This is a genomic window from Paenibacillus sp. FSL K6-1330, from assembly GCF_037976825.1.
GTDB lineage: Bacteria > Bacillota > Bacilli > Paenibacillales > Paenibacillaceae > Paenibacillus_AQ.
On the sequence record NZ_CP150269.1, the window covers coordinates 2,307,907 to 2,333,249 of the forward strand.

Below are 25,343 nucleotides of genomic sequence, written 5' to 3' on the forward strand. Positions count from 1 at the left end.
ATGAGCCTGCAGCTGGCATGGAATAATGAACAAGAGGATTTTCAGATTAGCGAGGAATTGATCGCCCTGCTTGAAGTGATTCTTCAGAAGGCCGGAGAGGCTGAAGGCGTAACCGATGGAGAGGTGGATCTGACCTTTGTCGATGATGAGCAGATCCATGAATTGAATCGGGAGTATCGTGGAATCGATCGTCCGACCGACGTTCTCTCCTTTGCAATGAATGAGATTACGAACGATGAGCTCGAGATCATTTATGAGATCGAAGAGGGAGAAGATCTGGAGAGCGTGCCGGATGTTCTGGGTGATATCATTATCTCGGTCCCTCGGGCGAAGCTGCAAAGCGAAGAATATGGTCATTCCTTGGAACGGGAGCTTGGTTTTCTGTTCGTTCATGGATTTCTGCATTTGCTCGGATATGATCATCAGGATGAGGCGAGCGAAGCGGAAATGATGGGCAAGCAGGAGGCTGTACTTGCAGAAGTAGGATTGACAAGATAGTGAAGCCGCACAGACAATCGTTATACAGGGCATTTGGCTGCGCGATACGCGGCATCTTGACGGCTGTACAAACGGAACGCAATATGAAAATCCACATTGCTGCTGCCTTGATTGTATTCATCGCAGCAGCTTTGCTGCAATTGGATCGAATGAGCTGGTTGTTTTTGTTATTGGCGATTGCCCTCGTATTTATCGCGGAGCTGGTGAATACTGCAGTAGAGGCCATTATCGATCTGATCTCGCCAGAAGAACATGTTTTAGCTCGGGTGGCTAAGGATACAGCAGCCGGTGCAGCGTTAGTTGCAGCGGTGTTTGCCGTCGTAATCGGCATTCTGGTCTTCTATGAACCGCTATGGGAATGGATACAATCAATGACAAGTTGAACAATAGGAGGAACTGGATATGGATGCAGGATTATTAATGCAAGAAGCGATTAAAGCACGTACGCGGGCGTACATACCCTATTCGGCATTTGGGGTGGGGGCAGCCCTGCTCGATTCGCATGGAGAGGTACATCTTGGCTGTAATGTAGAGAATGCCGCATATGGCCCTACCAATTGCGCTGAGCGTACAGCATTGTTCCGTGCGATTGCCGATGGTCATGAAGCAGGAAGCTTCCAGGCCATTGCCATCGTTGCCGATACGGAAGGCCCGTGCACGCCTTGCGGGGTATGCCGGCAAGTGCTGGTGGAGCTGTGCAAGCCGGATATGAAGGTGATCATGGGAAATATGAAGGGTGACATCAAGGAGACGACCGTCAGTGAACTGCTGCCGGGAGCGTTTGGTCCTTGGGATTTAAACAAGCAGTAAGTTTGCAAATGAACAGGAACATATCAAGGTTTACCCAACATGTAGATACAGGAACAGTAGCGGAGGAATGGTATGCAAAAAAAACAATTTAAGTCCGGGTTTGTGGCTATAATCGGAAGACCAAACGTAGGGAAATCAACGCTGATGAACCAGGTGATCGGTCAGAAGATTGCCATCATGTCGGACAAACCGCAAACAACACGGAATAAAATTCATGGCGTTTATACGACCAACGATTCTCAAGTGGTGTTTCTGGATACGCCGGGAATTCATAAACGTCAATCCAAGCTCGGGGATTACATGAATCAGACCGCTTTGAGCACGCTGGGCGAAGTTGAAGCCGCCTTGTTTCTGGTAGACGCTTCCGAGGGAATCGGCGGGGGAGACCGTTATATCGCCGAGCAGCTGCAGAAGATCAAGACTCCGATCATCCTGGTCATGAACAAAATCGACAAGATTGAGCCGCCCGCTCTGCTGCCTCTGATTGAGCAATATCGGAAGCTGCATGATTTTGCTGAGATCGTCCCGATTTCCGCGAAGCTCGGCAATAATGTCGACACGCTGCTTGAACAGATACAGAAGTATTTGCCTTCTGGCCCGCAGTATTATCCTGAAGACCAGGTGACGGATCATCCGGAGCAGTTCGTGTGCGCAGAGCTGATTCGCGAGAAAATTTTGCATATGACAAGAGAGGAAATTCCTCATTCCATTGCGGTTACCATCGAGGATATGCGGGTGGAGGAGAACGGAACCGTATATATTTCAGCCGTGATTTTTGTAGAACGTGACTCCCAAAAGGGCATCATTATCGGCAAGCAGGGTGCTCTGTTAAAAGAAGTTGGCAGACAAGCTCGTCAGGATATTCAAAGGCTGCTCGGGTCCAAGATTTTCTTGGAACTCTGGGTGAAGGTTAAAAAAGATTGGCGCAACCAAGAACGCGTTCTTCGCGATCTCGGATTTCACCGCGGGGAATAAAGCCGTAGTGCAAATCGGAGCCAAATCATACACGGCGCCGCCTGCCAACAATTGCATTTCATAAATCTGCTCTAGGCGCACATCCTAATTTTCGTAGATGCGAAACGTCATTTCCGAAGAGAGGATGAATACGAATGCGAGATTTTTCGTGGAAGTATTTTGCGATGACTGGAGATGTCGATGCGTATTTGCTGTATAAGCAAACCGAGGGTGAGTCGGTTCTTACAGCTGCATCCGTTGAAGATGAGGCGGCCCCGCATGAAGAAGACGAGTAATTATTGGTTGTTCCAGGAATGGTTGGGGGAAAGCGCATGCTATATCGGGCGGAAGGGATTGTCATCCGCAGCATGGACTACGGTGAAGGGAACAAAATCATTACACTTTGCACCAAAGAATCGGGCAAGGTAGGCGTGCTGGTCAGAGGAGCAAAAAAGGTGAAAAGCCGACATGCTGCTCTGACACAGCTATTTACCTATGGAGAGTATGTTTTCTTCCGAAATGGTACGGGGCTCGGCAACTTGAATGCCGGTGAGATCATGGAGTCTCATCACGGGCTCAGGGAGGATCTTGTGAAAGCCGCCTATGCTTCTTATGCTTGCGAACTCTTGGATCGGGTGCTGCAGGATGAGGAGACGGGCGCTTTTTGGTTTCATCAGCTCAAAGCTTGTCTGGAGGCTCTTCAGGAGGATAAGGATCCTCAAATTATCATCAATCTGTACGAGATGAAAATTCTGCAGGCCGCAGGGTACGGGCCGGAGCTGGATGTGTGCATCTCGTGCAATCAGCCGAGAAAAGACGAGGATTTGCTGGTGAGCCCCCGTCTTGGCGGCGTCCTGTGCCGTTACTGCAAACATCTGGATCCGCCGGCGATGGCGATCTCGCCCAGAACGTTGAAGCTGCTCCGCCTGTTTGGACGGCTGGATTTAAGACGGCTCGGCAATGTGGATGTAAAGGACGAAACGAAGGCCGAGCTCAAAAAAATCATGCGGGCCTTGATGGATATGCAGCTTGGGCTGCGTCTGAAATCGCAAAACTTTTTGGATCAAATGGACAAGTACAATATTTGACGTAAGATATAGAATGAGGTATTATATTTATCAGTTTATTAGTTTTTTGAATACTGACATGCATTGAACGGGAAAGTAGTGAATGATCGATCCGCGAAATAGCGAGCCGGGGGCGGTGGAAGCCTGGTGGGAGATATTCATGAACAGGGCACCCGGGAGCATGATGAAACGATAAAGTGGGTTTTGTTGATCGCTGAAGACCAAGATTCTGTAGGCGACGCAGCAGGGCCAAGTAGGGTGGAACCGCGGGAAGCTACAGCTCTCGTCCCTATGTCTGTACAACAGGCGTAGGGCGAGAGCTTTTTGTTGTACAGAGAATGGATACGTATGACGGAATGAATTAGAAAAAGAATGTAAAGGAGCTAAAATCATGAATTTTCAGCAGATGATTTTGACGCTGCAGCAATTTTGGGCAGAACAGAATTGCATCATCGTGCAGCCGTACGACACGGAAAAGGGTGCCGGTACGATGAACCCGATGACATATTTGCGTTCGATCGGACCCGAGCCTTGGAATGTGGCTTATGTAGAGCCTTCCCGTCGCCCTGCTGACGGCCGCTATGGAGAGAACCCGAACCGTCTGTATCAGCATCACCAATTTCAGGTCATTTTGAAACCTTCGCCGGACAATATTCAAGAGCTGTATTTGGAGAGCTTGAAGCGTCTTGGCATCAACCCGCTTGATCATGACATCCGTTTTGTTGAGGACAATTGGGAAGCGCCGACGCTTGGTGCATGGGGCCTTGGCTGGGAAGTATGGCTGGATGGTATGGAAATTACGCAGTTTACGTACTTCCAGCAGGTTGGCGGCATTGACGCTAGCCCAGTCGCTGTAGAGATTACCTATGGTATGGAGCGTCTTGCCTCCTACATCCAGGATAAAGAGAATGTGTTTGATCTGGAATGGGTAGACGGCATCACCTATGGAGACGTATTCCATCAGCCGGAATTCGAGCATTCGAAGTACACTTTTGAAGTATCCGACGTGAAGATGCTGTTTACGCTGTTTAACATGTATGAAGAAGAAGCGAACAAAGCAATGAACCAAAATTTAGTATTCCCGGCGTACGATTATGTTCTAAAATGCTCCCACACGTTTAACCTGCTGGATGCCAGAGGGGCGATCAGTGTAACGGAGAGAACGGGATACATTATGCGCGTGCGAAACCTGGCTCGTCAGGTTGCAGCCACATATTTGGAGGAGCGCGAGAAGCTGGGCTTCCCGCTGATTAAGAAAGGGGGCGCAGACCATGTCTAAGGATTTATTGTTTGAAATCGGTCTGGAAGAAGTCCCGGCGAGATTTCTGCGCGCCGCGATGGAACAGCTTCAAGACAAATTAGTCAAATGGCTGGATGCTTCCAGAATCGGACATGGCGAAGTAACGGCATATGCTACGCCGCGGCGTTTGGCGGTATGGGTACAGAACGTTGCGGACAAACAAGAGGACGTCAGCGAAGAAGTGAAAGGGCCTTCCCGTAAGATCGCATTGGATGATAGCGGACAGTGGAGCAAGGCAGCGCTTGGCTTTGCAAAAAGCCAGGGCGTAGATCCCGCGAGTTTTACGTTTAAGGAGCTCGGCGGGGTAGAGTATATCTATGTGACGAAGAACAGCGTCGGCGTGGATACGAAGTCGATCCTGTCCGAAGGACTTCTTGGAATTTTGACTTCGATGACATTTCCGAAAAATATGCGCTGGGGGGCGCACGAATTTAAATTCGTTCGTCCGATTAAGTGGATGGTCGCTTTGCTCGGCAGTGAGACGATTGATCTGGAAATTACGGGCGTGAAGGCCGGCAACGTGACCCGTGGTCACCGTTTCCTTGGCGGAGAAGCCGTTATTCCTGAGGCATCCGCTTACCGCGATGTATTGCGCGAGCAGCATGTCATCGTAGACGTGAATGAACGCCAAGAGATGATTGTGTCGCAGATTCAGGCATTGGCCAAAGAGAAGGATTGGAATATCGCCATCAAGGATGATTTGCTCGAAGAGGTATTGTTCCTGGTTGAGACTCCAACTGTGCTGTATGGATCATTCGATTCCTCATTTCTCCATATTCCGCAGGAAGTATTAATTACTTCAATGCGTGAGCATCAGCGGTATTTCCCTGTACTGGATAAGCAGGGACAATTGCTTCCGTTCTTCGTAACGGTGCGCAGCGGAGACAGCCGTTCCCTTGACGTTATCGCAAGAGGGAATGAGAAGGTGCTGCGGGCTCGTTTGTCGGACGCCAAATTCTTCTATGAGGAAGATCAGAAGCTTCAGATCAAAGATGCCTTATCGAAGCTGGAGAGCATCGTTTTCCATGAGGAGCTGGGGACCATCGGTGATAAGGTCCGCAGAATCCGCCGGATTTCCGATCAGTTGTCCGCGAAGCTTAGCATTTCGGCTGACGAAGCCGATTCTGTGAGCCGTGCAGCTGATATTTGCAAATTCGATCTGGTGAGCCAGATGGTTTATGAATTCCCTGAACTGCAGGGGGTTATGGGAGAGGATTATGCAAGAAAAGCCGGTGAGAAGGAGCAGGTCGCCAAAGCGGTGTTTGAGCATTACCAGCCTCGCTTCGCCGGTGACGCAGTGCCTTCCACCTCGGTGGGATCCATCGTAAGTATCGCGGATAAAATCGATACGATTGTGGGATGCTTCTCCATCGGCATCATTCCGACAGGGTCCCAGGATCCTTACGCACTGCGCCGTCAGGCTGCGGGCATCGTTCAGATCATCTTGGAGCACAAATTCCCGGTGACGTTATCGGACGTCTTCGGCGTGGCCCTGGAGGTTCATGAGAACATTCGCGTATTGAAGCGCTCGGTGGATGAAATCCGTAAGGACCTTAAAGAGTTCTTCGGGCTTCGCGTGAAGAAGCTGCTGTCCGAAGATCAGCGTTATGATGTGGTGGATGCCGTGATTACCGCTGGATTTGATCATGTGGTGTCGGTTGTATCCCGCGGTCACGCGCTGATGAATGCTGTGGATCATGTCCAGGACTTCAAGGCGACGGTGGAATCCTTCAACAGGGTCAGCAATTTGGCTGCCAAGGCCGGCAAGGCTGCGGTCAATCCTGAACTGTTTACGGAAACGGAAGAAGGCAAGCTTTATGAAGCTTGGAGCGCGATCCGCGAAGATTACCAAGCCGCGCTGCAAGCTGCTGACGGTGAACGTTCATTGTCCTTGCTGGGTGGACTCAAAGAACCGATTACCGGGTTCTTCGACTCCGTTATGGTCATGGCTGAGGACGAAGCCGTTCGGGCCAATCGTCTCGCACTGCTCTCCGGTATTGATGGAGATTTGAAGCGTTATGCCGATTTCACAAAATTAGTGTGGTAGTAGTGACAGCATGATTTTACTAATGTTATAATGCATTGTTCAGTGAAAGCGACAGCCCGTGATTATGCACGGGATGGCGCTTTCGCTATGAACGGACGGAATCAAGCAAGTGAGGGTCATTGTTTATTTGAAGAGATAAGAAAGTATAAGCTTCAGAGGCTTACCAACCTTATCTCGCAAGAAAAACTTCCGCTATACGCGGTCTGTCTTCTGTGAAAGTACGTCGATAGACGTTTTTCTTAGAAGCAGGATTTTAATCGGTCAAAGACGTATATAATAATATACAGCATAAAGATGAATCCCAAGATTAACGATAAAAGCCGGTGATGCGAATGAACGAAAGCAACTCCATTTCGATCGTGGTTGACGGTGATGCATGTCCAGTCAAGAAGGAAATCGCAGAGACTGCTCGTACATTTCGTGTGCCGGTACTGCTTGTTTCTTCCTATGATCATCTGCAGCAGGCAGAAGAAGGGGTTACGACGGTCCAGGTGGATCGGAGTGATCAAAGTGCGGATCTATACATCGCTAACCACATATCCAGAGGGGATATCGTGGTGACGCAGGATTATGGACTGGCTGCACTTGCGCTTGCCAAATCATGCCATGTGATATCTTTTCGTGGTCGTATTTTCCATAATGCGGATATCGATTTCATGCTGGATTCCCGTCACCATCAGGCGAAGGCGAGGAAGCAAGGAAAGTATGGCAAAGGGCCCAAAAAACTGCTTGACGAAGACCGGAGTTTTTTTCAACATAAACTGACAAAACTTTTGCATGAATTGCAGGAGAATGTCCACCCGTAGCGAATACTATTTACGTGCCAAAAGAGATGAAGGTGGTTTGGATGAGTACCGGACAAGGTAATATTCCGGATGATGTCATTGAGGAAGTACTGGCCAAAAGCGATATTGTGGACACGGTCAGCAAATACGTGCATCTTACCAAACAAGGGAAATACCTGAAGGGCTTGTGCCCGTTTCACTCAGAGAAGACTCCTTCCTTTACGGTTACACCGGAACGCCAAATCTTTTACTGCTATGGCTGCGGTAAGGGCGGAAACGCCATTAAATTTAGAATGGAAATCGAAGGATTTTCTTTCCCCGAAGCCGTAAAGACAATGGCAGAAGAGAATGATATCTCGTTGCCGGAAGGTCAAGGAGTTCCCGTAATTCCTCGTAATCCGGAAAAAGAACGTTTGATTGAAGCCTATGAGCTTAGCGCCAAGCTGTACCATTTCCTGTTGAAGAATACGGAGCATGGTACAGAAGCCATGAAGTATTTACGATCCCGTGGAATGAGCGACAAAATGATTGACCAGTTCCAAATCGGTTATGCGCCAGATCGTTGGGACACGCTGGTTCAGTTCCTGACGAAGCGAGCCTTTGACTTGAAAGAGATGGAAAAGGGCGGTTTATTATCCGCAAGAAATGAACAAGAAGGCTATCTCGACCGTTTTCGCGGACGAATCATGTTTCCGATACATGACCGCAGCGGCAAGGTCATTGCTTTTGCTGGCAGAATACTGGGGGACGGTCAACCGAAGTATCTGAATTCCCCGGAGACACTTCTATTTAATAAGAGCCGCACATTGTACAACCTGCACCAGGCAAAGACATCCATACGCAAATTGCGTCAAATTCTGTTATTCGAAGGTTACGGTGATGTCATTTCGTCATGGGAAGCAGGACTTCACAATGGTGTGGCAACGATGGGGACCTCTCTAACGGAAAACCAAGTAGCAATCATGAAATCGGTGGCTGAAGAAGTTGTTGTTGTCTATGACGGTGATAAAGCCGGTATGGCTGCTGCGTTAAAAGTCATTCCAATGCTGGAAGGCGTTGGTCTCAGAGTACGAATCGCTTTGGTGAACGAAGGAATGGATCCCGATGATTACATCCGCAAATTCGGTGCCGAGCGTTTCAGGCATGTAGTAGAAACAGCTGTTTCAACAACAAAATTTAGACTTATATATCTGAAGAAAAACCATATACTGCTAGAAGAAGATGGTAAGATTGCGTACGCCAAAGAGGCATTGCCCATTATCGCAGTACTGAATTCCTCAACTGAACGAGAAGTTTACTTGAGGGAATTGTCCTCCGAGCTTCATCTTTCCTACGAAAGTCTTAAGCAGGATTGCAATCTGCTACGGCAATCGATGCAAAAAAAGATGGGCGATGGGGATAATAAGGAAAAAAGGTGGAATAATGGTAGGCATAAAAAAGGGCGCCAGCCCGCCCCGGTACTTCTGCCTGCTTACCATGCTGCAGAACGGCGGCTGCTGTCGCTGATGCTGCAGGATGCGGAAGCCGCGCGATACGTTGGCGATCGCCTGGGAGAAGCGTTTAATATTGAAGATCATGCGGCAATTGCTGCTTATCTATATGCTTTTTACGCACAGGGTAAATCTCCGGATATCAGCCGTTTCATGTCATCGCTCCACGACGATCGTTTGGAAATGACGGTCAGCTCGATCATGATGATGGAAGCACCAGCCGAGTGGAATGTTCAAGTGCTCGATGATTGCATACGTGAGGTGCTGAAATTTCCGCAGCAGAGAGAGATCGACCAGAAAAAAGAAGAGATGATAAAAGCGGAGCGCTCAGGTGATTTTTTGCGAGCCGCACAAATTGCAAGTGAGATTATCGCCCTAGAAAGACAATGAAGCCCCGCACATTGCTGTTTCTAGGGAGGAGGGAGTCGAATGATGGCGAATGATCAGCATACTGAACTAGAAACGGAATTTACGCTGGATCAAGTCAAGGATCAGTTGATTGAACAGGGTAAAAAGAGATCCGTATTGAGCTATAAAGATATTATGGAGAAATTATCGCCATTTGATCAGGACACGGAGCAGATGGAAGAGTTCTATGAGCAGCTGGCCGACCTGGGTATCGATGTAGTAAATGAGAATGATGAAGAGGGTACTCACCGGCAATCGGGAGATTCTGAATCCCATGATAATGAGGATTTTGGGTTTGACGACGATCTTTCACTGCCTCCGGGGATTAAGATTAACGATCCGGTGCGGATGTACCTGAAGGAAATTGGACGGGTTCCGCTGTTGTCCGCGGATGATGAGATTGAACTTGCCAACCGGATTGAACAGGGGGATGAGGAAGCCAAGCGCCGTCTGGCCGAAGCCAACCTGCGTCTTGTTGTAAGTATCGCGAAGCGTTATGTCGGACGAGGAATGCTGTTCCTGGATTTGATTCAGGAGGGCAACATGGGTTTGATCAAAGCCGTGGAGAAGTTCGATTACAAAAAGGGTTTCAAATTCAGTACGTATGCAACCTGGTGGATTCGCCAAGCGATCACCCGTGCTATTGCTGACCAGGCCCGTACCATCCGAATTCCTGTGCATATGGTGGAGACCATCAACAAACTGATTCGTGTATCCAGACAGCTTCTGCAGGAGCTCGGACGCGAGCCTTCGCCGGAGGAAATTGCTGCAGAGATGGAACTCAGTGTTGAGAAAGTTCGGGAGATTATGAAGATTGCCCAGGAGCCGGTTTCGCTGGAAACGCCAATCGGTGAAGAAGACGATTCCCATCTTGGCGATTTCATCGAGGATCAGGAAGCGCTCGCTCCTGCGGATGCGGCTGCTTACGAACTTCTAAAGGAACAGCTCGAAGATGTGCTGGATACGCTGACAGAGCGCGAGGAGAATGTCCTTCGTCTTCGTTTCGGACTCGATGATGGGCGCACGAGAACACTGGAAGAGGTCGGCAAAGTGTTCGGAGTTACACGCGAACGGATTCGGCAGATCGAAGCGAAAGCGCTCCGTAAGCTTCGTCACCCAAGCCGCAGCAAGCGGTTAAAGGATTTTCTCGAATAGTTTAATCCACGGACCTTCTGCAGTAACGGCAGCAGGTCCTTTTTTTCGAATTCATGCATTGCATGTATAAGTTTCTTGGTTATGGAATTTCTTCCTGCATTTGTTTTATTGGTCTTTATTTTAGCTCTTTTTCAGACCCATTGCAAATGACCTGGCACAACTTATTTTCACCGGCTTTGCCGGTTTGCAGTTTGGTATCGTCTCTGTTAGGGTAAGGAATAGATCGTGATTTGGACGAAAATATGGAATGGTAAGGTGTGTCAACCGTGAAATTATCAAGAAGATTAACGCAAATACTGGAGAAGATTCCACGCGGCAGCCGACTTGCAGATATCGGTTCCGATCATGCCCTGCTGCCTGTGGCTGCCGTAGAGAGCGGAGCTGCAATTCAAGCGATCGCCGGTGAAGTTAATCCCGGCCCGTATGATGCTGCTGTCAAGCAGGTCATCGAATCAGGGATGACGGATGTCATCAGTGTGCGAAGAGGAGACGGTTTGAACGTACTCTCAGCCGGTGAGGCCGACGTCATTACGATTGCCGGTATGGGCGGCAGCCTAATTGCAGCGATTTTGGACCGCGGCATCAATAAGCTGGAAGGCGTCCGCAGGCTGGTTCTGCAGCCAAATGTAGGAGAAGATATCTTGCGTAAATGGCTGTACTCCCATGGCTGGGTGCTGATCGAGGAGTTGATCCTGGAGGAAGACGGCAAAATTTACGAAGTGCTGATCGCCGAGCCTTCGCATACAACAGACCTGACGAATGAGCAGGTTTACACGGAAAGGACGATTGGAGACGGTGTCCGGTTATCCACGGACTGGCTTTTCCGGATGGGACCTTGGCTGACGAAGTCCCCGAATCCGGTGTTCTACGATAAATGGAAGTCGGAGATGGAGAAGCTGGGGTATATTCTTCAATCGCTTTCGCGTTCAGATCTCACCACGGCAGCCGATAAGGCGAGTGAGATTCGATCGGATATCGAGTTTATTCAGGAGGTGCTGGCATGCTTGCCAAAGGACAAACGGTAATTCAATACATGGAGCAATTGGCCCCGAAGCACGTGGCCGAACCCGATGACCGAATCGGACTCCAGCTTGGAACATTGCAAAAGGACATACGCACGGTGCTGATAGCACTGGATGTCAATGATGAAGTGGTGGATGAAGCCATTGAACTTGGAGCTGACCTGATTATCGCGCATCATGCGATCATATACCGTCCGCTGAAACAACTGCAGACGGATACGCCAATGGGCAAGGTATACGAGAAGCTGATCAAACACGACATTGCGGTATATATAAGTCATACCAATCTGGACGTAACCGAAGGCGGGATGAACGATTGGATGGCGGAAGCCTTGGGAATCGAGAACACGTCGCCTATCCATGACATGCATAATGAGCAGTTGTCCAAGCTGGTGGTATTTGTGCCGAAGAGCCATCATCAAGAGGTGCTGGATGCTGTGCTAGGCGCTGGTGCAGGCTGGATCGGAAATTACAGCCACTGCAGCTTCAACATCGAGGGCTTTGGCACCTATGTTCCGCGAGAAGGCAGTAATCCTTTTCTAGGTAAGGAAGGCAAGATGGAACGTGCAAATGAGGTTCGGATCGAGACGATTGTTCCTCATGCCATCCGAAATAAAGTGATCCAGGCCATGCTGAAGGCGCATCCTTATGAAGAGGTTGCCTATGATCTGTATGCGATGGATCTTAAGGGTAGATCCCTTGGTCTTGGCCGGGTCGGTAAGCTAAAGGAGCCTAAGACGTTGGCTGAGCTGGTAGACGTGGTAAAAGAGAAACTGGAGGTTCCTCATGTTCGTGTCGTAGGTGACCTCGACCGAACCATCCGCAAGGCGGCCGTCATAGGGGGCTCCGGAGGACGCTACATGATGAAAGCACTGTTCCGAGGAGCTGATGTGCTGGTCACGGGAGATGTGGATTATCATACGGCACAGGATGCCCTTGCAGCGGGACTTACGATCATTGATCCGGGTCATAATGCCGAGAAGATCATGAAGGTCAAAGTGGCCGAGTGGATGGAGCAGAAACTGCAGGAGCATAAGTACGAAACCCGGGTTGTCGCTTCCCGCATCAATACAGAGCCGTTCCAGTTCGTTTAAAGAACAGCATTGTAAGTCATGGAAAAGGGTTCTCTTTTTAACACGTGACCATGAACATTACGTCGTCCAAGCTGGGAAATTAATCAGTTGTTGTTAATGTTTAATGGGTTGTGTACCGCTTCAAATCACTGTATAATATATAATGTTGTCCGGAAAGTTTGACAGACAATCGCTGGCGGCGTCAAAGCCGCGAGAGGAAAGTCCGGGCTCCATAGGGCAGGGTGCTGGATAACGTCCAGTCAGCGCGAGTTGAAGGATAGTGCCACAGAAATGGACCGCCGATGGCCGCCTTAGGGTGGCACAGGCAAGGATGGAACCGAGGTGTAAGAGACCCCGAGGAACGCTGGTGACTTCGTTCCTGGTAAACCCCACCTGGAGCAAGACCTAATGGGACGCAGTCTCCTTCGAGGAGACAGCCTTAGCCCGAGGCGCGTCCGGGTTGGTCGCTTGAGCCGATTAGTAATGATCGGCCTAGATAGATGATTGTCGCTCATGGTGGCAGGGTAGTTCCCGCTATGACCACGAAGAGCACAGAACCCGGCTTACGGAAAGCTTTCCCAACTGAACAACATATTGTTTTACGGATATCGCAATGGTACAAGCGCGCATTTTCTTTACATTCCTTATCAGGTGTGTAAAGGAAATGCGCGTTTTTTCAAGATATCAGAAAGTATAAACTTCGAAGCTTGGGTCTTCCTGATATCGCAAGAAAAACTTCCTCTAACCGCGGTCTGTCTTCTGAGAAAGTACGTCGATAGACGTTTTTCTTTTAGATATCAGAAAGTATAAACTTCGAAGCTTGGGTCTTCCTGATATCGCAAGAAAAACTTCCTCCAACCGCGGTCTGTCTTCTGAGGAAGTACGTCGATAGACGTTTTTCTTTTAGATATCAGAAAGTATAAACTTCGAAGCTTGGGTCTTCCTGATATTGCAAGAAAAACTTCCTCCAACCGCGGTCTGTCTTCTGAGAAAGTACGTCGATAGACGTTTTTCTTATGGTTTTGTGAAAATATTGGGAGTTCATCCGCCCTTTAAGGATAATCGTCCATACCAAATAGCCCTTTGGGTAATAAGCTATAATCATCAACGGAAAGGAGATGCAAAAAACATGTCTTGTTTTAACGAAAATCCATGTCCTCCTGTGTCACCGATAGTGTGCGAACCGATCGTTGTCGTTAGAGACCACTATGTACCGCAAATTGTACCCGTTATTCATCCGATTAAAGTGGTGGATAAGATTCACTGTGTACCTGTAGAAAAACATGTATATACGTACAGCGAAGAAGAAGTCGTATCCGAGAAGGCAGGCTATGGCGGAGTTACCGTATCCGGCAAGCGTTCGAAGAAAGCTGCAGCACGTACTAGCCGTTCCCGCCGCAAGAAATAAATGTAACGGCGCCTTGCTTCTGAGTATGAATAAAGCAGCTAACGCTAGCGAGGCGGAAGCTGCTTTATTTCGATTGTTTTATTCCTTTGAGCTGTTTAATTTGCGAAGCTCCCGCTCCAGATTCCGAAGCGTTTGACCTGGCCACATTTGGAGTGGGACTTCGGGCACGCCAACCGATTTCAAGGATTGGAAAATATCAATCTGACCATGACCGTAATATTTATCTTTTCCTTTATCGCCAAGATCGACCGCTTGGTTTATCATGGCGTCCATGACTTCCTGATTGGTCAGGTCAGGGTTAAGGGAACGAATGAGACCGGCCATGGCAGCTGCGTGGGGGCTAGCCATGGAGGTTCCGGATAGAGCCGCGTATTGATTCCCTGGAAAGGTGCTTGCAATATTGGTCCCTGGAGCAGCCACGTCGATATAATCGCCGTAGTTGGAATATTCCGCCCGCTTCTGATTGGAATCCGTTGCGGCGACGGCCAGCACTTCCGGATAGGCGGCAGGATAACCAGGGCGCTCCGTGTTGTCATTGCCTGAGGCGGCAACAAGGACAACGTCACGGTCATAAGCATATTTCACGGCATCATGCAGGAACTGGGAGTCCGCATAGTTGCCTAGACTCATATTGATCACCTTGGCTCCGTGATCTGTCGCCCAAATAATCCCTTCTGCGACGGCATAGGTTGTTCCTGATCCGGATCCGTCAAGCGCTTTGACCGGCATGATTTTGTTGTACCAGCTTACCCCGGCAACACCTTCACCGTTATTGACCAGGGCGCCGATGATCCCGGCCACATGCGTTCCATGACCAACATCATCCAAGGGCTGCTTGTCCTTATCTACGATGTTGTACCCTTCCACCAACTGCCCATTCAAATCGGAATGCTGAAGATCCACTCCCGTATCAACGACTGCAATGATCACATCTTCACTGCCCCTGGACAAATCCCAGCCCCGGTTCGTCTCAATGACGGGCAAATTCCACTGATACTCAGAAAACAGCAAATCATTCGGGATATTGACCTGCGCGTTCGCTCCATCCGGTAAGGAATCCGAGCTTACCCTGGATTGATGGATGCGATCATTGGTTAAATAGATGTAGTGAGGCTCGGTATATTTGGGTTTCCACTTCTGCTCGAAATAGGAGCGGAGTTTAAGGTAGTCCATATCCTTGGAACGGAAAACATAAGCATAGCCAAGTTTCCTCGGAGTTTCACACGATATTTCCTTAGAGATATCGTGGAGCTGCTGTTGTGACGGCTCATTTTGAAAGGACACCACAATTTCATTTTCGTAAAAGTGACTGGCCTTTTCATTATCATGTCCGGTTTTGACGGTGATGTCGGAGAGGGTATCTGCATGAATGGATTCGACCTTGAATTTTCCTTCCTTTGGGTACGGAATTAATCGCAGATTCCGCTTCTGGTGATTGCTTACTTCATGCAGTATGCCTTGATTAACCAAAGCAGCGGCGCCATATTTGCCATCCTTGGACGGCTCGGCAACAACAAAATAAGGCTGTCCCGCGACATTGAACTTGGGTGAATCATAAGTTTCTCCCCGTTTAAGCTTCTGCTGCGCGATTTGGAAATGATCGGTAATCAGTTTTTTATCTTCTTTGCTCATTTTGGGAAGCAGACCCTGTATATCTGTCATTGTGTTTTGCTTAAGGTTATACCACCGTACTTGCTGAAAATGCTTGTGAAACTTTTGTTCTTTTTGCGTATAGGCTTTTATTTGACCTGGGCTGCGCAAAGCGTTATTGTTCAGCATCCTGCGCAGATGACCTTTTGCATCAATACGGTTTAGTTGATCCGTTGCCTGGATATCGCTTTGCATAGTAAAGTGCTTGGCCTTGTTCTCCTCTTGGGGCCTTAAAGGCTGTGCCGGTTCAGCTGTTGGAGCAGGCTGTTTCGAACCGGGGATGAACAGTAAGATCAGAAGCGCGCCAAGAACTGACGCTGCACCTAGGATGCTCCACAGGGTACGAGATTTCACAAGTTTTCCTCCTCGCCGCATTTCATGATTTAAGTAGTCTTAGCGTGGGAAGAGTGAATCCTTTTTATGCGTTCCATTTCGTGATAAAACGGATGTAAGTTCGCAAAATGAAATGTACTAAAAATAACCGTGTAAGTGTATTCATGATAGGGATTTCGTTATCCCAAAATTTGTGTTAGGATAGTACATATTATAACGGCCGCCAGGTTATATGACCTGTAGGGTCACGACCATTTAAGGGGGATCTATCGTAATGCCAGCAGACAATCTTCAGAAATTATGCTCAGAGTCCAGAGAAAAGTTGAAATCTGCTATTTCGATTATGGAAACGTTTTTGAACGAACATGCTTTATCCCAATTGGTAACGGAACAGGACGAGGAAACCGTTCATTTTTACAAAGGATTTCTGTCGGATGTTCGCCATTTGCTTGTGTTTTCTGAAGTTTCCTATGAGAAGCTAGGTGTTGTACAGCGTCGCCCTAATTTTGATATCGATTTTGCCGAGAAGGCTTTGTATAATTTGTATCACCGCTGTGTTAACAGTTTCTTCTATCCCAAAAATGAAAGCTATTCTGAAGATGGTCGTTACGCCTATACCGGACAGGATGCGATTCGTTTCCGGAAGAAGCCGGTTCGTCCTGCCCGTGATGTGATTATGAACATTACCAAGATTTATGAAGAGCTACGTGATGATCTTGCTTATTACGAAAGCGATTATTTGACGGAGCGCCGTATGCAATCAGAGAAAAGTCACGCTTAACATATTAAGGAATACTCATGAGATGCCAACCATTGGCATCTCTTTTTGCGTTTTGCTGCTTAGGCACCAACTGACAATCGTTCTTGTGCATACCGGCAGTAAACTAAGGAAAAAATGTTGACGAGGTGATGCTAAAATGGCCAACGAAGCCAAACCATTAGTGAAGTGCAGTGTCAGCAATTGCCATTACTGGGGAGAACAAAACTTATGTCATGCCGAGATGATTATGATTGAAATTGACCGTCATGCGAATGTGAAACTCAATGAAGAGTATGGAGCAGAGCCTTACGTAGACGACCATCAGGATGTTGCTGACAAGTCTTCCGAGACCTGCTGTTTGACCTTTAAGCCGAAGGGCTGACAGGAAAAAAGCCGGATAAAGTCCGGGTGCTGGGCACTTTAGGATGATGGAAATGGAGGAAGCACGTTTATGGATAAAAAACATCGCAATCACAAAATGAAGGTTGTTGAAGGCAAGCGAAACAGGGTAGACTTCCCGCGCAAAGATCATCGTGAAGAATATGCAACTGAGGTTGCTCCCCCTATGGATGCCTCAACACGAAGAGCAGACGAGGATAAAGCAGACGTTTCTACCGGACGTACTGTCGGATATGTGGGCTTGGTATTGGGCATCGCCTCCTTGTTCATGTGGTCGGTTATCCTGGGGCCCATCGCAGCGGTTGTTGGATATTACGCGTACAGCAAAGGCAGCAGAACGACAGGCGCGTGGTCGATCGGACTCGGCATATTGGCAACGCTCAGTTATTTTATCTTGATTCCTTTCAGTAGGTAATTCATTTTGTAATGATGTGAATATGGGCGGGTCAACCAGTGAGTGGTTGATTCGCTTATTTTTTTGCCGAATAGGTCTAGCAGATTGTTCCAGTTCCATGATAAAATAAAGGACAAGTTTGAAATTTTGCTGCAGAAAGTGAGTTAAACGATGCAAATAGACCCGATATCATGGAAGCAAATGACGGATATACCACAGATGAATACGAATTCCACCGAGTCGGCAACCGGATTTGTCAATGTGCTGAGCAGCTTGCTTGCCGAAGATTCCACCTCCAAGCCGGTTGAACGTTCCATGACACAGCTTGCGCCGGGAGTAACCTTTAAAGATGGACTGTTGTGGCAGCAGCTAGGAGCTGTAGATGAATCCGCCTCGTCTATACCAATGGAGGGGGTCGTGCATGACACGGGGGCAACAAAGCCAACAACCTTTGAGGATTTAATTACAGCGGCAGGGGAACGGTATGGAGTGCCGGTATCGCTGATTAAAGCGGTCATCGATGCGGAATCCTCCTTTAATCCGAATGCGGTGTCCTCTGCGGGAGCCAAGGGCCTGATGCAGCTGATGGACGGCACAGCAAGGGGACTTGGGGTAAGAAACCCTTTTGATCCGGCTCAGAACATCGAAGGTGGTACTAAATATCTGTCCAATCTGATTCAGCGGTTTGGCGGAGAAAAAGCTATGGTACTTGCAGCGTATAATGCAGGTCCAACCCGTATCGCCAATATGGGTGTATCCAGTGATGAAGAGTTGATGTCTGTTGCTCATGAATTACCTGAGGAAACACAGGCATACATTAGTAAAGTCATGAACGCTCAATCAAAATACACTTTATAAACCCGCTTGGGGATAAATAGTAACCTGATAGAGGATCAAACGATAAGCGCCACTTTGTCCTATCAAAGATGGAGTGCGGCTTTACCGTTTGGTCTTTTTGTGTAAATATAAAGGTCTGGAATAATAAGTTCTACAACGTGCAATGCGTATGATGGAAAGGGGAATTTACCTTGATATATTGGGATCACGCTGCAACGACCCCTCCCTATGATGAAGTAGTGGACACAATGGCTGAAATCATGAAAATGCATTATGCTAATCCGTCAGCGCTTCATCGTTCAGGCGAGGCTGCCGCTAAACTGCTGAAGAAGGCAAGAGAGGTGTGTGCAGCCGCGCTGGACGTTCAGCCGACGGAGATCGTATTCACATCCGGGGCAACCGAAGGCAATAACATGGCGATTAAAGGGGCTGCGATGCAGTACAGCAGCCGTGGCCGGCATATCATCACGACCGGAACCGAGCATCCTTCCGTATTTGAATGCTGCAAACAGCTGGAAACGCTGGGATGGGAAGTGACCTATCTCCCGGTGGATGCCGCCGGTGTGGTGGATCTGGCTGCTTTGACGGAAGCTGTGCGCAAAGATACGGTGCTCGTCAGCATCATGCATGTCAATAATGAGACGGGGGCCGTCCAGCCGCTGGCTGAAGTGGGGCGTATCGTCAAGGAACGAAATTCACGAACGCTGCTGCATATCGATGGCGTACAAGGATTTGGCAAGCTGCCGGTTACTCTTTCCCAGTGGCAGGCCGACTTATACAGCCTGTCTGCACATAAATTCAATGGCCCGAGAGGAATGGGCGTGCTGTACATTAAGCAAGGCGTGCAGTTGTTCCCGTTGGTATCGGGCGGTTCACAAGAGAATGGGCACCGGGCAGGAACGGAGAATGTTGCTGGAGCCGTAGCGATGTCGAAGGCCATGCGGTTATCCAGAGAACGCCAGCCCGAGTTTTATGCAAGGATGACGGAATTAAGGGAGCTTCTGCTCCAGGGCATCGACAAAATTCCGGGATTGGTGTTAAACAGCAGTGAGCAGAGTGCGCCACATATCCTTCATTTTTCGTATCCGGGATTAAAACCCGAGGTGATGGTCCATGCTCTGGAAGAGATGGGGATGCTCGTATCAACCAAATCCGCTTGCTCCTCTAAATTAAGCGAACCGAGCCGGGTCCTGTTAGCGATGGGGAAGGACATGAACGTTGCTTCCTCTGGAATTCGTATCAGTCTTGGCAAAGAGCATCAGCTGGGCGATGCAGCGCGACTAGTCGAAGTCTTGGCAAAAGTTTGCGGGAACCTGCGTCCCATTATAGAAAGAGAGGGTAACCGAAGATGACTTACGATAAACTGCTGCTTCGCTTTGGCGAATTTACCCTAAAAGGCAAAAACCGCAACCGATTCGAGAGATCGGTATTAAATCATATTCGAAGCGTGCTCAAACCGTTTCCGGGAGCAAAAATCGTAAAGGAATACGGCCGCTTGTACGTCGAGCTTAACGGGGAGTCACCCGAGGCTCTGATCCAAGTTCTAAAAAAAGTATTTGGTCTTGTTTCCATCAGTCCGGTTCGCGTATGTCCTTCCGAGCTTGACCGCATTATCGAAACAGCGATTGATTTTGTGGGACAGAAGGAACTGGCTGACCCGTCGACCTTCAAAGTCAATGCGAGAAGGGTGTGGAAACAATTCCCCCACTCCTCGCAAGAGATGAACCATTTCGTCGGATCGCCTTTGCTGCGAACATATCCCCAGCTTAAAGTAAAGGTAAAGCAGCCCGATATGGAGCTTCGCGTGGAAATTCGGGAGAACGAGACGTATTTGTATTATGAAGTAATCCCAGGCGCCGGCGGGTACCCGATTGGTACGAATGGGAAGGCCATGCTGCTCCTCTCGGGGGGGATTGATAGCCCTGTAGCGGGCTGGTCGGCCATGCGCAGAGGCCTTGAAATTGAATGTGTACACTTCTACAGCTTCCCTTACACGAGCCAACTGGCGAAGGAAAAGGTAATGGAGCTAACCAGGCTGTTATCGGGCTTCACCGGCAAAATCAAGCTGCACCTGGTTCCGTTTACCGACGTACAGACTTCATTTGTCGGTATCGGCCAGGATAATCTGATCATTACGTTTATGCGCAGAGCGATGTTACGAATTGCTTCCTCGCTTGCGGAGCGGGAAGGGGCATTGGCTATCGTGACGGGAGACAGTCTCGGACAAGTTGCCAGTCAGACGCTGCCGAGTATGAATGTGATCGGCAGAGCCACCGAGCTGCCGCTGCTGCGGCCGCTCGTTATGATGGATAAGAACGAGATCATCAATATCGCGATGGACATCGGCACATTCGAGACATCGATTTTGCCGTATGAGGATTGCTGTACGTTGTTTGTGCCTAAATCACCCACCACCAATCCGAATTTGAAAATCATCGAGAAGGTGGAGGCTTCCATTACCGAGCTACCTGCACGGATCCAAGCAGCGATTGAAGGTACGGAGACTGTGATCATAACCCCGGAAAGCAAAATCGGCGAGCTAGGCGAGAAGCATGCGGAGCCCGTGGTAAACGAAGACTGGTTCTAATCGAGGTTCAAGCGAAGGTCAACATAAACAACACCCCAAAGCTTCTTGGAAGCCTTGGGGTGTTGTTTTTATCGCGCGTATGGAGTTTCAATTATGACTGGGTAGATGACTTGTGGCCCCCGGCAGATCTCTTTCTCAGATGTCCTGCAGTCAGCACACCGATAATGATGGCAGCTATGAAGAGATATTTTATAAGCTGATGCGCTTCGAAATATCCCAGAAAATGCTTCTCTTCGGTAATCATGGAGGACGCCGTGTATGCAAGCACCGCAGAGCCTACATAGATAATCCATGGGAAACGGTTGATCAGTTTGATAAACAATGTGCTGCCCCATACCACGATGGGTACACTGATGAGCAGGCCTAGCGTTACAAGGATCACATTGTGTTTGGCTGCGCCTGCAACGGCAATGACATTGTCAAGACCCATAGCTGCGTCGGCTACAATGATGGTACGAATGGCAGCGCCAAGGCTTTTGCCGGCTTTTATATTGTCGTGGTCATTATTGTCGTCGGTCATCAGCTTGTAGGCAATGCCAATCAGGAGTACACCTCCCACAAGCAGCAACCAAGGGATGTTAAGCAGCCAGACAACGAGGATGGTTGCAATGATACGAAGAATAACAGCTCCGGCAGTGCCGTAGATAATTGCTTTTTTCTGGGTTTCCTTCGGAAGATTACGTGCTGCAAGACCGATCACAATGGCATTGTCCCCGGCCAAGATCAGATCCAAAAAGACAATGTTGATTAATGCAAGAAAAAATTCAGCGGCTGTGGTTTCCATGAATGTCACTCCTCTTAGAATACGGTTCCACCATTAAACAAAGTGGATTAATTATAGGCCTATTTTTCCCGTTGTGCAAGCATAGCCTGGACCATTACCACATATGTGTAGAGTGGGGGTGTTGTTCTAGTGGAGACGATTTTTTTATTGGGACAGATATTGATGATCAACCTTGTACTCAGTGGCGACAATGCCCTGGTTATCGCGATGGCCAGCAAAGACCTTCCCGAAATACATCGCAGACGGGCGGTCTGGATCGGGACTGCAGGGGCTGTTCTCTTACGGTGTATTCTGACTTTTTTGGCGGTGTTGCTGCTGAAAATCCCATTTTTGCAGGCAGGCGGCGCATTACTGTTGATCTGGATCGCAGTCAAACTCATGATGCAAAAGGAACATGACCATGCAAGCTTGGCCAAAGCTTCAACGATATGGGCCGCTGTCAATACAATTTTGGTTGCCGATTTCGTGATGAGCCTGGATAATGTCTTGGCCATTGCGGGGCTTGCAAAAGGCGATCTTTCCTTGATTGTCATCGGAATATTATTAAGCATTCCCATCGTTGTATGGGGAAGCGGGATGATCTCAAACCTGCTTCACAAGTTTCCCGTGCTGCTTTACATAGGTGCCGGCATTCTAGCTTTTACAGCAGGCGAAATGCTCATACAGGATTCTCGCGTAGGGCTGATTCTGGCTTACTGGATGCCTTATGCCCACAATCTGCTGCCAATTGTTGTTGCAGGTGCTGTCGTACTCATTGGCGGATTACAGACAGTAAGGCGGCCAGGTATGTAACGGGATTTTACTTCAACAGCCTATTCGCGTAAACGGGAGTGTTCAATCCAAGAATGGACGATTGTCTTGTGCAGTCGTCCATTTTTTGTTAGCTTCATGCAGGTATATGAGGCGGGCCTAGGTTATTTCAAGTGGAACAAGCTCGGGATATGGTTTTTTTTGTCGGTTTGGGCTAAAATTAACGTAACTGCTTCTTTTAGAAACCGCTATTTTTGGTGATACATATATTGAAGAGAGGGTGATCAAATGTCCTCCAGAAAAGATTTGGCGTTGGGTATATTCATCGTTGTTGCTGGAGTCGTTATTTTGCTCGGTAAGCTTGGTGTGTTTGGATTTCTGGGAAGAACGTTATGGCCGCTCGTCCTGCTGCTGCCGGGTATTTTTTTGCATATCATGTTTTTTGGTCGCCGTGCCTCTGCCGCAATTCTGATTCCAGGCGGTATTCTGACAGTATATGGCCTTCTGTTCTTCATATGTAATATCGGGGGATGGGGACTGATGGCTTCATTATGGCCTGTGTTAATTCTCGGTGTGGCTGTCGGCTTGTATGAATATTATCTGTACGAGAGCCCGCGACCTGGCGCAGCGCTGCCGGTTGCGCTTGGACTGACGGTGCTTTCCGTTTTGATTTTCATCTTCACCTGGCTTGAGACAGGGGCGTTCTACATTATTGCCCTGATCTTAATCGCAGCGGGCATTTGGATGATCTTTGGCCGCAATCGTTCTGGGCGCAATAATAAATGGAGCAGAGGTTGGTAATTAGTAAGAGGTAAAAGTTGCTGGAAGTTTTCTGAAAAGACTTGATTTTCCCGCTCGTTTACCTATATTATAGGATGTATGTTGAAGCGTCGGCATGTCGTCCGGCGCTTTCTTTGTGGCTCATTCGAACAGAAGGGATTTGAGATATATTTATGCAATCAAGAGATCAGATTCGCAACATTGCCATTATTGCTCACGTTGACCATGGCAAAACAACACTTGTAGACCAACTGCTGCAGCAGTCCGGTATTTTCCGGGAGCATGAGACGCTGCAGGAACGCGCGATGGACTCCAATGATTTGGAGCGCGAACGCGGAATTACCATCCTAGCCAAGAATACGGCTATTACGTATAAAGATTTCTTGATTAACATTGTGGATACACCTGGACACGCCGATTTCGGTGGTGAAGTTGAGCGTATTATGAAAATGGTCGACGGCGTTTTGCTCGTTGTTGACGCTTATGAAGGATGTATGCCTCAGACTAAGTTTGTGCTAGGTAAAGCTCTTGCACATAACTTGACTCCAATCGTCGTTGTGAACAAGATTGACCGACCGGCCGCCCGCCCAGCAGAAGTGATCGATGAAGTGCTTGATCTGTTCATTGAGCTTGGTGCGAATGACGACCAACTGGACTTCCCCGTTGTATATGCATCAGCCCTAAACGGTACTTCAAGTCTGGATCCGGAGAAGCAAGATGATAACATGCTTGCTCTTTACGAGACCATTATTGACCATATCCCATCCCCTACTGAGAAAGTGGACGAGCCTCTTCAGTTCCTCGTTACCTTGATGGATTACAATGAATATCTGGGCCGTATTGCCGTCGGCCGTGTGAACCGCGGTATCATTAAGCAAGGCCAACCGGTTACCGTTATGCTTCGTGATGGTTCCACCAAGAGTGCCCGTATCGAGAAGCTGTTCGGCTTCCAAGGATTGAAGCGGATCGAGGTTGCTGAAGCAGGTGGTGGCGACATCGTGGCGATCGCAGGTATCAAAGACATTAACATTGGAGAGACCATTGCGGATCCACAGAATCCTGAGGCATTGCCTGTCCTTAAAATTGATGAACCAACCCTGCAAATGACGTTCCTTGTTAACAACAGTCCTTTTGCCGGACGCGAAGGCAAATGGGTAACATCCCGTAAGCTGCGTGACCGCCTCTTCAAAGAACTGGAAACGGACGTAAGTTTGAGAGTGGATGAGACGGAGAGCCCTGATGCCTATATCGTATCGGGACGCGGTGAGCTTCACCTCAGTATTTTGATTGAGAATATGCGTCGTGAAGGTTATGAGCTTCAAGTATCCAAACCAGAAGTTATCGTTAGAGAAATTGATGGCGTCAAAATGGAGCCGATCGAACGTCTTATGATCGATGTACCAGAAGAAAGCATGGGTTCTGTTATGGAAAGTCTCGGAACACGCAAGGCTGAAATGGTGAACATGGTGAATAACGGAAATGGTCAAGTGCGTTTGGAATTCCTGATTCCCGCTCGTGGACTTATCGGTTACCGTACCCATTTCCTGACCTTGACACGCGGTTATGGTATTATGAACCACGCATTCGACAGCTACGGTCCGCTTATTGGCGGTCAAGTGGGCGGACGTCACCAAGGCGTGCTGGTTTCCACGGAGAACGGATCTTCAACGTTCTATGGCATGATGTCAGTGGAAGACCGCGGTACCCTGTTCCTGGAACCGGGAACTGAGATTTATGAAGGTATGATTGTCGGGGAGCATACCCGCGATAACGATATCGTCGTAAATATTTGTAAAGAGAAGCAATTGACCAACGTTCGTTCGGCAACGAAGGACGACACGGTTAAATTGAAAACACCGATTATTTTCTCACTGGAACAAGCGCTTGAATACTTGAACGATGACGAGTATTGCGAGATTACGCCGAAGTCCGTTCGTCTTCGTAAGAAGATCTTGAACAAGAGTGAGCGCGAACGTGCAGAAAAGCATCGTAAAATGGCGCAAGCAAATCTATAATAGATAGAGATCTACTTGTCCAAAAGGAGTGAACCTA

25 protein-coding genes and 1 other RNA gene are annotated in these 25,343 nt (G+C 48.5%); 24 read left to right on the top strand and 2 right to left on the bottom strand.

The features are described 5' to 3' along the window. From ybeY to NYE54_RS10395, 15 genes are all read left to right on the top strand, one after another. On the top strand, nucleotides 1-498 hold the full coding sequence (ybeY, locus tag NYE54_RS10325) for an rRNA maturation RNase YbeY (protein WP_076320591.1): 498 nt from the start codon (nucleotides 1-3) through the stop codon (nucleotides 496-498). Then, on the top strand, nucleotides 498-881 hold the full coding sequence (locus NYE54_RS10330) for a diacylglycerol kinase family protein (RefSeq protein WP_076320592.1): 384 nt from the start codon (nucleotides 498-500) through the stop codon (nucleotides 879-881). The genes ybeY and NYE54_RS10330 overlap by 1 nt, the downstream gene beginning before the upstream one ends. Before the next feature lie 19 nt (nucleotides 882-900). Further along, on the top strand, nucleotides 901-1,308 hold the full coding sequence (gene cdd, locus NYE54_RS10335; RefSeq protein WP_076320593.1) for a cytidine deaminase: 408 nt from the start codon (nucleotides 901-903) through the stop codon (nucleotides 1,306-1,308). A 72-nt stretch (nucleotides 1,309-1,380) separates the two neighbouring features. Then, complete coding sequence (era, locus tag NYE54_RS10340) at nucleotides 1,381-2,283, top strand: GTPase Era (RefSeq protein ID WP_339271920.1); 903 nt, start codon at nucleotides 1,381-1,383, stop codon at nucleotides 2,281-2,283. A gap of 134 nt (nucleotides 2,284-2,417) precedes the next feature. Then, nucleotides 2,418-2,558 carry a YqzL family protein gene (locus NYE54_RS10345; protein ID WP_076320595.1) on the top strand — a complete coding sequence of 47 codons (141 nt, stop codon included), beginning with the start codon at nucleotides 2,418-2,420 and terminating at the stop codon, nucleotides 2,556-2,558. A gap of 36 nt (nucleotides 2,559-2,594) precedes the next feature. After that, on the top strand, nucleotides 2,595-3,350 hold the full coding sequence (gene recO / locus NYE54_RS10350; protein ID WP_339271921.1) for a DNA repair protein RecO: 756 nt from the start codon (nucleotides 2,595-2,597) through the stop codon (nucleotides 3,348-3,350). 370 nt (nucleotides 3,351-3,720) lie between these two features. Beyond that, nucleotides 3,721-4,608: a glycine--tRNA ligase subunit alpha gene (gene glyQ, locus NYE54_RS10355; protein WP_071223067.1), complete on the top strand. Its 888-nt coding sequence runs from the start codon at nucleotides 3,721-3,723 to the stop codon at nucleotides 4,606-4,608. Further along, nucleotides 4,601-6,676, top strand: coding sequence for a glycine--tRNA ligase subunit beta (gene glyS / locus NYE54_RS10360; RefSeq protein WP_339271922.1), 2,076 nt, complete (start codon nucleotides 4,601-4,603; stop codon nucleotides 6,674-6,676). The genes glyQ and glyS overlap by 8 nt, the downstream gene beginning before the upstream one ends. Nucleotides 6,677-7,002: 326 nt before the next feature. Further along, entirely contained in the window at nucleotides 7,003-7,482 is a 480-nt protein-coding gene (locus tag NYE54_RS10365; RefSeq protein ID WP_215157579.1) for a YaiI/YqxD family protein, read from the top strand. A gap of 41 nt (nucleotides 7,483-7,523) precedes the next feature. Next, nucleotides 7,524-9,341 carry a DNA primase gene (gene dnaG, locus NYE54_RS10370; protein WP_076320599.1) on the top strand — a complete coding sequence of 606 codons (1,818 nt, stop codon included), beginning with the start codon at nucleotides 7,524-7,526 and terminating at the stop codon, nucleotides 9,339-9,341. 42 nt (nucleotides 9,342-9,383) lie between these two features. Further along, the gene (gene rpoD, locus NYE54_RS10375; protein WP_076321292.1) at nucleotides 9,384-10,514 is read left to right on the top strand and encodes an RNA polymerase sigma factor RpoD; all 1,131 of its coding nucleotides are present in this window, start codon (nucleotides 9,384-9,386) and stop codon (nucleotides 10,512-10,514) included. 266 nt (nucleotides 10,515-10,780) lie between these two features. Further along, nucleotides 10,781-11,539 (top strand): tRNA (adenine(22)-N(1))-methyltransferase TrmK, encoded by a 759-nt coding sequence (locus NYE54_RS10380; protein ID WP_339271923.1) that lies wholly within the window; start codon nucleotides 10,781-10,783, stop codon nucleotides 11,537-11,539. Further along, the gene (locus tag NYE54_RS10385) at nucleotides 11,515-12,630 is read left to right on the top strand and encodes a Nif3-like dinuclear metal center hexameric protein (RefSeq protein WP_339271924.1); all 1,116 of its coding nucleotides are present in this window, start codon (nucleotides 11,515-11,517) and stop codon (nucleotides 12,628-12,630) included. Before NYE54_RS10380 ends, NYE54_RS10385 begins: the two co-directional genes overlap by 25 nt. 153 nt (nucleotides 12,631-12,783) lie before the next feature. Beyond that, nucleotides 12,784-13,190, top strand: an RNA gene (gene rnpB / locus NYE54_RS10390) — RNase P RNA component class A. A gap of 548 nt (nucleotides 13,191-13,738) precedes the next feature. Continuing rightward, nucleotides 13,739-14,017, top strand: a complete 279-nt coding sequence (locus NYE54_RS10395; protein WP_339271925.1) for a hypothetical protein — start codon at nucleotides 13,739-13,741, stop codon at nucleotides 14,015-14,017. Between the two features lie 78 nt (nucleotides 14,018-14,095). On the opposite strand, the gene NYE54_RS10400 is transcribed toward NYE54_RS10395, so the two are convergent. Beyond that, a complete protein-coding gene (locus NYE54_RS10400; protein ID WP_339271926.1) occupies nucleotides 14,096-16,021 on the bottom strand; it encodes a S8 family peptidase in 1,926 nt (641 codons plus the stop codon). Nucleotides 16,022-16,274: 253 nt separating this feature from the next. Here NYE54_RS10400 and NYE54_RS10405 point away from each other — a divergent pair, with 253 nt between their 5' ends. The 6 genes from NYE54_RS10405 (at nucleotide 16,275) to thiI (ending at nucleotide 20,977) form a co-directional block, all read left to right on the top strand. Further along, nucleotides 16,275-16,781, top strand: coding sequence for a YpuI family protein (locus tag NYE54_RS10405; protein WP_006209041.1), 507 nt, complete (start codon nucleotides 16,275-16,277; stop codon nucleotides 16,779-16,781). A 136-nt stretch (nucleotides 16,782-16,917) separates the two neighbouring features. Beyond that, nucleotides 16,918-17,142 (top strand): DUF1540 domain-containing protein, encoded by a 225-nt coding sequence (locus NYE54_RS10410; protein ID WP_006209042.1) that lies wholly within the window; start codon nucleotides 16,918-16,920, stop codon nucleotides 17,140-17,142. 69 nt (nucleotides 17,143-17,211) lie between these two features. After that, entirely contained in the window at nucleotides 17,212-17,574 is a 363-nt protein-coding gene (locus NYE54_RS10415) for a hypothetical protein (protein WP_076320604.1), read from the top strand. 150 nt (nucleotides 17,575-17,724) lie between these two features. Further along, a complete protein-coding gene (locus NYE54_RS10420) occupies nucleotides 17,725-18,411 on the top strand; it encodes a lytic transglycosylase domain-containing protein (protein ID WP_076320605.1) in 687 nt (228 codons plus the stop codon). A gap of 170 nt (nucleotides 18,412-18,581) precedes the next feature. Beyond that, on the top strand, nucleotides 18,582-19,742 hold the full coding sequence (locus NYE54_RS10425; RefSeq protein WP_339271927.1) for a cysteine desulfurase family protein: 1,161 nt from the start codon (nucleotides 18,582-18,584) through the stop codon (nucleotides 19,740-19,742). Next, on the top strand, nucleotides 19,739-20,977 hold the full coding sequence (thiI, locus tag NYE54_RS10430) for a tRNA uracil 4-sulfurtransferase ThiI (protein WP_339271928.1): 1,239 nt from the start codon (nucleotides 19,739-19,741) through the stop codon (nucleotides 20,975-20,977). Before NYE54_RS10425 ends, thiI begins: the two co-directional genes overlap by 4 nt. 91 nt (nucleotides 20,978-21,068) lie before the next feature. Here thiI and NYE54_RS10435 read toward each other — a convergent pair whose 3' ends face one another. Beyond that, the gene (locus NYE54_RS10435) at nucleotides 21,069-21,761 is read right to left on the bottom strand and encodes a TerC family protein (RefSeq protein ID WP_339271929.1); all 693 of its coding nucleotides are present in this window, start codon (nucleotides 21,759-21,761) and stop codon (nucleotides 21,069-21,071) included. A 129-nt stretch (nucleotides 21,762-21,890) separates the two neighbouring features. Between NYE54_RS10435 and NYE54_RS10440 the strand changes: the two genes are divergently transcribed. From NYE54_RS10440 to typA, 3 genes are all read left to right on the top strand, one after another. Beyond that, nucleotides 21,891-22,553 (top strand): TerC family protein, encoded by a 663-nt coding sequence (locus NYE54_RS10440; RefSeq protein ID WP_339271930.1) that lies wholly within the window; start codon nucleotides 21,891-21,893, stop codon nucleotides 22,551-22,553. A gap of 246 nt (nucleotides 22,554-22,799) precedes the next feature. Then, complete coding sequence (locus NYE54_RS10445) at nucleotides 22,800-23,312, top strand: hypothetical protein (RefSeq protein ID WP_076320610.1); 513 nt, start codon at nucleotides 22,800-22,802, stop codon at nucleotides 23,310-23,312. Nucleotides 23,313-23,464: 152 nt separating this feature from the next. Then, complete coding sequence (gene typA / locus NYE54_RS10450; RefSeq protein WP_076320611.1) at nucleotides 23,465-25,306, top strand: translational GTPase TypA; 1,842 nt, start codon at nucleotides 23,465-23,467, stop codon at nucleotides 25,304-25,306. Nucleotides 25,307-25,343 lie beyond the last annotated feature (37 nt).

What these genes read in the sequence shown, in the direction of transcription:
- NYE54_RS10405 (WP_006209041.1), top strand. Translation starts at nt 16,275, where the DNA reads ATGCCAGCAGACAATCTTCAGAAATTATGCTCAGAGTCCAGAGAAAAG.
- NYE54_RS10345 (WP_076320595.1), top strand. Translation starts at nt 2,418, where the DNA reads ATGCGAGATTTTTCGTGGAAGTATTTTGCGATGACTGGAGATGTCGAT.
- rpoD (WP_076321292.1), top strand. Translation starts at nt 9,384, where the DNA reads ATGGCGAATGATCAGCATACTGAACTAGAAACGGAATTTACGCTGGAT.
- NYE54_RS10445 (WP_076320610.1), top strand. Translation starts at nt 22,800, where the DNA reads ATGTCCTCCAGAAAAGATTTGGCGTTGGGTATATTCATCGTTGTTGCT.
- dnaG (WP_076320599.1), top strand. Translation starts at nt 7,524, where the DNA reads ATGAGTACCGGACAAGGTAATATTCCGGATGATGTCATTGAGGAAGTA.
- NYE54_RS10415 (WP_076320604.1), top strand. Translation starts at nt 17,212, where the DNA reads ATGGATAAAAAACATCGCAATCACAAAATGAAGGTTGTTGAAGGCAAG.
- cdd (WP_076320593.1), top strand. Translation starts at nt 901, where the DNA reads ATGGATGCAGGATTATTAATGCAAGAAGCGATTAAAGCACGTACGCGG.
- typA (WP_076320611.1), top strand. Translation starts at nt 23,465, where the DNA reads ATGCAATCAAGAGATCAGATTCGCAACATTGCCATTATTGCTCACGTT.
- recO (WP_339271921.1), top strand. Translation starts at nt 2,595, where the DNA reads ATGCTATATCGGGCGGAAGGGATTGTCATCCGCAGCATGGACTACGGT.
- glyQ (WP_071223067.1), top strand. Translation starts at nt 3,721, where the DNA reads ATGAATTTTCAGCAGATGATTTTGACGCTGCAGCAATTTTGGGCAGAA.
- glyS (WP_339271922.1), top strand. Translation starts at nt 4,601, where the DNA reads ATGTCTAAGGATTTATTGTTTGAAATCGGTCTGGAAGAAGTCCCGGCG.
- thiI (WP_339271928.1), top strand. Translation starts at nt 19,739, where the DNA reads ATGACTTACGATAAACTGCTGCTTCGCTTTGGCGAATTTACCCTAAAA.
- era (WP_339271920.1), top strand. Translation starts at nt 1,381, where the DNA reads ATGCAAAAAAAACAATTTAAGTCCGGGTTTGTGGCTATAATCGGAAGA.
- NYE54_RS10385 (WP_339271924.1), top strand. Translation starts at nt 11,515, where the DNA reads ATGCTTGCCAAAGGACAAACGGTAATTCAATACATGGAGCAATTGGCC.
- NYE54_RS10420 (WP_076320605.1), top strand. Translation starts at nt 17,725, where the DNA reads ATGCAAATAGACCCGATATCATGGAAGCAAATGACGGATATACCACAG.
- NYE54_RS10435 (WP_339271929.1), bottom strand. Translation starts at nt 21,761, where the DNA reads ATGGAAACCACAGCCGCTGAATTTTTTCTTGCATTAATCAACATTGTC.
- NYE54_RS10395 (WP_339271925.1), top strand. Translation starts at nt 13,739, where the DNA reads ATGTCTTGTTTTAACGAAAATCCATGTCCTCCTGTGTCACCGATAGTG.
- NYE54_RS10410 (WP_006209042.1), top strand. Translation starts at nt 16,918, where the DNA reads ATGGCCAACGAAGCCAAACCATTAGTGAAGTGCAGTGTCAGCAATTGC.
- NYE54_RS10365 (WP_215157579.1), top strand. Translation starts at nt 7,003, where the DNA reads ATGCGAATGAACGAAAGCAACTCCATTTCGATCGTGGTTGACGGTGAT.
- ybeY (WP_076320591.1), top strand. Translation starts at nt 1, where the DNA reads ATGAGCCTGCAGCTGGCATGGAATAATGAACAAGAGGATTTTCAGATT.